The sequence below is a fragment of the Bacillus sp. RCC_6_1 genome, from assembly GCF_041360755.1.
Taxonomy (GTDB): Bacteria; Bacillota; Bacilli; order Bacillales; family Bacillaceae_G; genus Bacillus_A; species Bacillus_A cereus.
The window spans coordinates 236853-244399 of sequence record NZ_JBFUPV010000007.1 but is presented as its reverse complement, the minus strand read 5'-3'; the positions used below and the strand labels follow the sequence as shown (position 1 = coordinate 244399).

Below are 7547 nucleotides of genomic sequence, written 5' to 3'. Positions count from 1 at the left end.
GACGAAGAAGACGAAGAAGACGAAGAAGACGAGGAAGACGAGGAAGACGAAGAAGACGAAGAAGACGAAGAAGACGAAGAAGACGAAGAAGACGAAGAAGACGAAGAAGACGAGGAAGACGAGGAAGACGAAGAAGACGAAGAAGACGAAGAAGACGAGGAAGACGAGGAAGACGAAGAAGACGAAGAAGACGAAGAAGACGAGGAGGGCGAAGAAGAAGACGCATAAAATAATTGATACTTAAAAACGCTTGGTTTCCCCAAGCGTTTTTTGCTCTCTACATATATAATAGGTGAAAATGTGAACCTTTAAATATAGGAATGGATTGACCCTAGGTAGGCATTAGCCTATATTTTTATTTTATAGTAGAGAAATTTCACAAGGAAATGAGAGGCAATCCATATCAATCGATAAGGTATACAAATTTGCATTTGGCCGAATCAAGGATAAAAAATCTTAATTGCGAGAACAATTATTTTTAGTCATTTTGTATTTAATTGTTTCCTTGTTATATTAAATCATCTGGTTAAAGAAATGGGGAAAAGATTAGCGTAGCATTTTTACTCCATCGAGTTTATCCTATAAAAAATTTTGTACGGAAAGAAAATTGTATTTGTATCAAAAATATTTAATTCTATTTAGCTCTATGTTTAAATTTTGTGGACCTAAACAAAGTGGATAATAATGGTATTTTAAATGATTTGAATTTTGAGAGGGCGTAATAAGTTTTTAGAAGGTTGATTTGTAGATTCAGCGACTTGTTTATATACCTGATCAAGTTTTGTGGCTGTATGTTTAAATGTAAAGTTTTCTTCTACAACCTTTCTTCCGTTTTCAGCAATCCATTGTGCAAATTCTCGTTGGGATAGCAAAGCGTGGACAAGTCTGGCAAACTCCATTGGATTATTATACTGTTCTATTAGGCAGCCGTTATATTCATCTGTTATAACTTCAGCATTTCCCCCACGGTTTGTTGTAATAATTGGGATTCCAGCAGCCATTGCTTCATAATGAACACGTGCCAATGGTTCGTTCCATTGTGAGCTACATATAAATATATCCCCCATTAGAAAAATATTATGAATTTGATCTGCAGGAATAAATTTGGTGAAAATTACGTGTTCTTTAATTGGCCTAGCCATTTTATATAGTCTTTTAACATATTTATTTACTCGGTTATCACTAAACCATTTACCACCAACAATTACAAGTACCGTATCCTTATGTGTTTGAATAATTTTCTTCATAGCATGAATGAGTAAGTCAGGTCCTTTATTTTTGCATAATCGACCAACAAATAAAATCACCTTTTTATCTTGGATACCGTATTTTGTACGATATGCATTTCTTATCTTTTGTCCTGTTGGTGTCCAGATGGAGGGGGATTGTTTTAAATTTACACCAGAGTAAACAATAGAAATCTTTTCTTCAGCTTGTGGAAATCTTTCAATCACAGTTTGTTTAATATAGTTGCTAACGGTCACAATGGCGGTAACCATTTCAAGAATAAGATTGCCTTCATAAATGGATAGTTTATGCTCAGCAAACATATCGTTATGAAGACCTAATACAAATTTACTGTGTGGGGAAGCTTGTTTATATAGAGGTATATTTTTAGGGCGATTAAAGACATGTATAATATCAAAGGCATTGGTTTGGAGTGTTCTTATAACATGCTGTTCATATTCTTTTTGAGGTAAATACACGTAATTGACATTATCTTGTGTTTTTTGATTTGGAAGACTTGGATCTGAAATAGAGAAAATAGTAAGTTCATAATCTTGACTTATATAGGGGGACACCCCATCAATCATCATTTGAATTGCTCCACCTTTAATTGCTGGAGATGGTAATTTTTCTGTACAAATATATGCAATTTTCATAAACTAATCTCCTTTGTATAGTTGTTTTATATAATGAAATTCTGCTTCCAACCCATCGGATAGAGAAACTGTTGGAGAATATTGCAGTAATGTATTGGCCTTAGATATATCTGCCCATGTTTGCTTCGGTTCCCCAGGAACTGATTTTAGAAATTTTTTGGTTGCTGATTTCCCTGATATTTTTTCTAAAATAGAAATGATGTCTAAAATGGAAGCCTGTTCCTTTCCACCGATATTGATAACTTCACCTATTATACTTTTTTTGGTCTCTAAAGCTGCCACCGTTCCTCGTATACAGTCATCAATATAGGTGAAATCGCGTGTTTGTGTTCCATTACCAAATATTGTGAGAGGTTTATCTTCTAAAAGTTGTTTAATTAATCTATGAAATGCCATATCAGGACGTTGTCTTGGCCCATAAACTGTGAAATATCTTAAAATAACAATTGGTATATGAAAATTTTTGTGATAAACATGACATAAGTGTTCACCACTTAATTTGGTAACACCGTATGGAGATAGGGGGGTAGGTAATAAATCTTCAGAAACTGCGCCAGATTTTTCACCGTAAACAGAAGATGTTGATATATGAATAAATTTATCTAACTTTATGTGTTTACAGGATTCAAGCAACTGCTGTGTAACTATTATATTATTTGAAACATAAGACTGAAAATCTTTTCCCCAACTTGTTCTCACACCAGGAATAGCAGCTAGATGATAAACAACATCTATATCTTGTAATAGTTTTGATAAATCTATATTTAAAATATCTTCTTGTATGAATTGAAAACGTGAATTCAATTCGAGAGATTGTATATTATCTGTCTTTAAAGTGGCTGGAGTAGGACCGATGAAATGATCAATTCCAACTACATGATATGCACTATTTTTAAGTAACGCTTGACACAAATGTGAGCCAATGAAACCAGCGGCTCCAGTTACAAGTATTTTCATGACCGACCCACTCCAATATATTGTAATCCGTATTTTTCTATTTCATCTTTTTCAATGCAATTGCGTCCATCTACGATTGTGCGTCCCTTCATAACTTGTTTGACTTGTTTCCAATTAAGTGTTTTAAATTCATCCCATTCCGTTGCGATAATAATGCAATCGGAATTTGTGATTGAAGTTTCTAGGTTATCATGCTGTGTAACTTGTCTTTTTAAATGTGGAGGAAGAAGAGCTTTGGGGTCATAAGCATGTAGATCATAGCCATGAGGAATTAATTTTTCAAGAAGTATTACGGCAAGGGAGCTACGAATATCATCCGTATTTGGCTTAAATGCAATTCCTAACACCGTTATTTTTTTTGAAAAGGGATTTTTTATAGCTTTTTGAATCTTTTCAACATAGAGATCTATTTGTGTGGAGTTAATGGATTGTACAGCTTGTAAAATAGGAACCGCTACGTGTTTATCACTTGCTGTATAGATGAGTGAATGTAAATCTTTTGGGAAGCATGATCCTCCATATCCCAGTCCCGCCTGAAGAAAATGAGGGTTAATTCGAAAGTCATGGCCAATTCCTTTTGCCACCTCAACAATGTCAATGTTATATGCATCACAAATCCGAGCGATTTCATTTATAAATGATATTTTTGTAGCTAAAAATGCATTGGATGTATATTTAATCATCTCTGCTTCATTTAGACCAGTACAAACAAAAGGAGCACTAATTCCTTTATATATATTCTGCATAATTTTTAACGACTTTTTGTCACCTTTTTGGGTTCCTATAATAGTTCTATCTGGGTGGAGCATATCACGAACAGCAGAACCTTCACGAAGAAATTCAGGATTAGAAACAATATTGAATAGGGATGATGAAACACCAGATTTAATAAGCTTTTCACATATTTGCTGATTTGTACCCGGTGGAACTGTACTTTTGGTAATAATAGTTTTATATGATGTTATAGCTGGAACTAGTAGATCGATAACAGAATAGATATATTTTAAATCCGTCTTTCCACTTGATGTAGAAGGAGTCCCTACAGCAATAAAAATAATGGGCGATTGTCGAATAGTGCTATCAATATCACAACTAAATTGTAATCGTTTTCGATTTTTATGAATAAGTTCTTTTAAATCTGGTTCATAAATGGGGCATTCTCCCTTTTGGAGAGAGTAAATTTTATCTTGATCTTTATCTACGCATATCACATCATGACCTAAGTCTGCTAATACTGCTGCTGATGTAATACCAACATAACCAGAGCCTATAATACATATCTTCATATGCTAATCACCTTTCTAAACTTAGTACTAGTTGTAACAGTATATTGATGGACAAGTTAAATTGGTGACAAGTAAAAGGGCCTATTCATATAAGCAATGAAAGTAGGCAGAAGGTAAAGGCCTCTTTTAATTTCATTATGCGCAGGTACAGAGGGTGCTGAATACATTGTTATAAACAATTGAAGGAGAGAAGATTAGTGATTAAAAAAGCAATTATTCCAGCAGCTGGTTATGGCACTAGGAGCCTTCCAATTACAAAGGTAATTCCAAAAGAAATGTTTCCTATAGGTAATAAACCGGCAATTCATTATATTGTGGAAGAGGCTGTGAAGTCGGGTGTTGAGCAAATATTAATTGTACTTTCTAGCAGAAAGGATTTAATAGTTGATTACTTTGATCAATCATTAGAATTGGAAGCTTTTTTGGAAAAAGAGAAAAAATCGCATCTGTTAAAAGAGCTTACTGTCCCTAAGATTCAAATTCATTATATAAGACAGCCATATGCGAAAGGGCTTGGTGAAGCGATAAAATTAGGTGAAACATTTATTGGTAATGAACCTTTTGCTGTACTTTTACCAGATGATATTGTAGTTTCTGATAAAGAAACCGCTTTAAGCCAGTTAATTAAAATTTATAAAGAGAAGAAAAATAGTGTAATAGGCATTCATAGGGTACCAAATGAATATGTAGAAAAGTATGGTATTATTGCAGGGAATATTGTAAAAGGGGATTGTATAGATGTTACAAATATTGTTGAAAAACCAAAAGTAAATCCTCCATCTAATCTTGCAGTAATAGGTAGATATGTTTTCACACCGGATATCTTTCCATTATTAAAAAATCTTCAACCTGGTGTTGGGGGGGAATATCAATTAACAGATGCGATACATTCTTTAATTATGACTAAAAAAGTATATGGAAAAATGATTAAAGGGAAACGATTTGATATTGGACAAGAAGATGAATATATGCAACTCCTTAACCTTTTATATGCAAAAAATAAAGTAAGCAAATATTGATTTATCATTTTAGCCAAGAAGACTCCTTCCTCAAGGAACGCGAAGTGAGTAGGTGGGAGTTGAATTGGCTTCGAACAAGGGATGGTAAGGAGCCATCTTTATTGTTCGTCATACATAAAGTGTTACTTCACTATCCGTCGAATATATGTTCGATGTGTAATGGTCATACAACGAAATGGAGGTGAATCAAATGATAATGAATAAAGCCTATAAGTTTCGTATCTATCCAAATCAAGCACAAGCAATTCCTGAAGATTTGATGAAACATATGTAAAAGTTAAGGGGAATGAGGAATATTTATGTCTTACCTCTGAGTCGATAGGGAGTGGGGGTACAACCGACTTTTACTAATAAAAAAGAAAAAATCATATGACTTCAGAGCGTTTTTTCAAAAAGTCTTGAGGCCTTTTCGGATTTCTTAGCTTTATGCAATTACAATAGGACAGAATGCATATTAACTGATTATAATTGAAGTGCGAAAAAGAGAAAAGAAAACAGACGGTATCTCAATCAGCTAAACAAAATATCTAAATTACATTACGTGTTTCATAAGACTCTTTTTAGGTTTTGTATGTCTAAAGAGTTGTGCGGGTATAGATAAGGAAAGTATTCATAATGGATGCTTTTTTCTTTGTTATATAAAAACTACAGATTAAACGCTTTCAATGGATATATTAGTTATAGTTGGGGAGAATCATCATATAATGATACTGAACGGTTTCCAACATGTTCCCCTATATTTTTTCAAGAGAGAGCACTTATTGGAAGAGTGTGCTCTTTTGTTTTCACTTGTTGGTAAGGACAAGCATATATTGAAACGAAGTACAGGTTTGTAACTTATTTTATTTCAATGCTTATTGAAAACTACTTATCACATTAAGAGAGTCTACTGGCGCAGGTGCTTTCTTTTTGTTGAATAAAATGGACATTTGAGTAGATAATGCTTCCGTGAACTACCCGCCACTTAATGTCCTAGCGGACTGTTTGAAGTGGGGACTTCTTCGTTAATCATTACTTTTGATTAGCTAACGAATTTGTCTTAAGACAGCTGAGCTAACTTGTTTTGTCTTCTAAGTCAATACTAAACCGCTTCAATATGTTCTAGTAAAACAAACGGAAATTCTTCTATTGTATAGTCACGCATTAGAATGTGGCTTTTTTGATTGAAGTGATAAAAGGAATAGACTTTTCTGAAATACGGCTGAAGTCAATGCCGTTGCTATGGGAGTGCAATTCCTACCTAAAATAAAATGACGTTTGTTCTTACTTTATATAAACTTGTGCTCTTTTATAAAGTTTTTTTGCTTACTTCTGCATAAAGAAAAGATAATATACATTGCTTTTTTATATTGATATAACTCTAAAGAAAATGATTAAAGGATGTATTTATGTCTATAAATTTTAATTATAAAATATAAAGTGTTCATTTTAACAAAGTAGTTATTTAGTAAGCATAAAAATAGGAGTGCCTAAAGAGCACTCCATGATGCCAATAACAACACTATAAAAGTATATGAGTGGTTTAACTAAATATGTTTTTATTTTTATACTTTAAACAAAATCTTTTTAAAAATGAAAGAGCACCCTGGAGAGTGTTCTTTCATCTAAACATGCATTGAAAAAGAATACACGACATTGTATGTTTATTTCTTTCAATTTTGTGTAGCTTTTAAATAAAACAAGCGTTTTCAAAGTAGTCTATGATCAAGATTTATATAAAAAAGTTGCACAAGATATTGTATATATGTTTTTAATGGTGGTGCAATTTTGAAACAAAATCATTATCATAAATTGAAGCAACTCCAATATGCGTTCCAAGGTATTAAAAAGCGAGAAGTATTACTATGTTAGAAGTAAAGTTATTGCAATTGTGGATTCCATAATAATAACTGTTAGGAATTTTAATAGTGCAATTGAATTTAATTATTATTATATATAAAATTAAATAAATTAAACAAGACCGTCACTTTGTACGTCAAGGTGGTCAGTGGAATTAACTAATGGCTTGATGAAAAAAGAAGCCCTGAATGAAATGTTACAGTGCTTTACTGGGAGGGGAGTTATGTCGTACTCAAAAGGGATTTTAACATGGATTTAGGGGTAAATAAATTGGGGAATGTGTCCAATTGTTCTGTAGTCATTATTTTTAAAAAAACACTATTTGGTAAGTAATTAGAAGAGCACTTAGAAAAGTGCCCTTTTGTAACGACTATACAATCTAAAAAGAGAGGATACAATATATCATATGTAGTTATGTTTATTTAATTGTGTGTCCTTTATATAAAAAATTTATTTTGTCATAAATAAAAAGGTGATTCTTTTTACACACACTTTCAGTAAAGCAGAGCACTTCTTTCAGAAATGGAATATGCAATAGTCTGAAAAAAATTATAGGATGTAAT

The 7547-nt window shown here is 32.8% G+C and carries 6 protein-coding genes and 1 pseudogene; 3 read left to right on the top strand and 4 right to left on the bottom strand.

Annotated elements, in window-relative coordinates; translation table 11 throughout:
* A partial coding sequence (locus AB6801_RS20535; RefSeq protein WP_370941154.1) for a hypothetical protein occupies positions 1–228 on the top strand: 228 nt, incomplete at its 5' end.
* Positions 229–692: 464 nt separating this feature from the next.
* Here the strand turns inward: AB6801_RS20535 and AB6801_RS20530 are convergent.
* The 3 genes from AB6801_RS20530 to AB6801_RS20520 are packed head-to-tail and all read right to left on the bottom strand — an operon-like array spanning position 693 to position 4126.
* Complete coding sequence (locus AB6801_RS20530; RefSeq protein ID WP_000686383.1) at positions 693–1883, bottom strand: glycosyltransferase family 4 protein; 1191 nt, start codon at positions 1881–1883, stop codon at positions 693–695.
* 3 nt (positions 1884–1886) lie between these two features.
* Complete coding sequence (locus AB6801_RS20525; RefSeq protein WP_000699349.1) at positions 1887–2840, bottom strand: NAD-dependent epimerase/dehydratase family protein; 954 nt, start codon at positions 2838–2840, stop codon at positions 1887–1889.
* Positions 2837–4126: a UDP-glucose dehydrogenase family protein gene (locus AB6801_RS20520; protein ID WP_000686564.1), complete on the bottom strand. Its 1290-nt coding sequence runs from the start codon at positions 4124–4126 to the stop codon at positions 2837–2839. Before AB6801_RS20520 ends, AB6801_RS20525 begins: the two co-directional genes overlap by 4 nt.
* Before the next feature lie 197 nt (positions 4127–4323).
* Here AB6801_RS20520 and AB6801_RS20515 point away from each other — a divergent pair, with 197 nt between their 5' ends.
* Both AB6801_RS20515 and AB6801_RS20510 read left to right on the top strand, forming a co-directional pair.
* Positions 4324–5145 carry a UTP--glucose-1-phosphate uridylyltransferase gene (locus AB6801_RS20515; RefSeq protein WP_000591181.1) on the top strand — a complete coding sequence of 274 codons (822 nt, stop codon included), beginning with the start codon at positions 4324–4326 and terminating at the stop codon, positions 5143–5145.
* 175 nt (positions 5146–5320) lie between these two features.
* On the top strand, positions 5321–5419 hold the full coding sequence (locus AB6801_RS20510) for a helix-turn-helix domain-containing protein (RefSeq protein WP_080009075.1): 99 nt from the start codon (positions 5321–5323) through the stop codon (positions 5417–5419).
* An 810-nt stretch (positions 5420–6229) separates the two neighbouring features.
* Here AB6801_RS20510 and AB6801_RS20505 read toward each other — a convergent pair.
* Positions 6230–6381: pseudogene (locus AB6801_RS20505) on the bottom strand (Y-family DNA polymerase); the annotation flags it as partial.
* Between the last annotated feature and the right edge of the window lie 1166 nt (positions 6382–7547).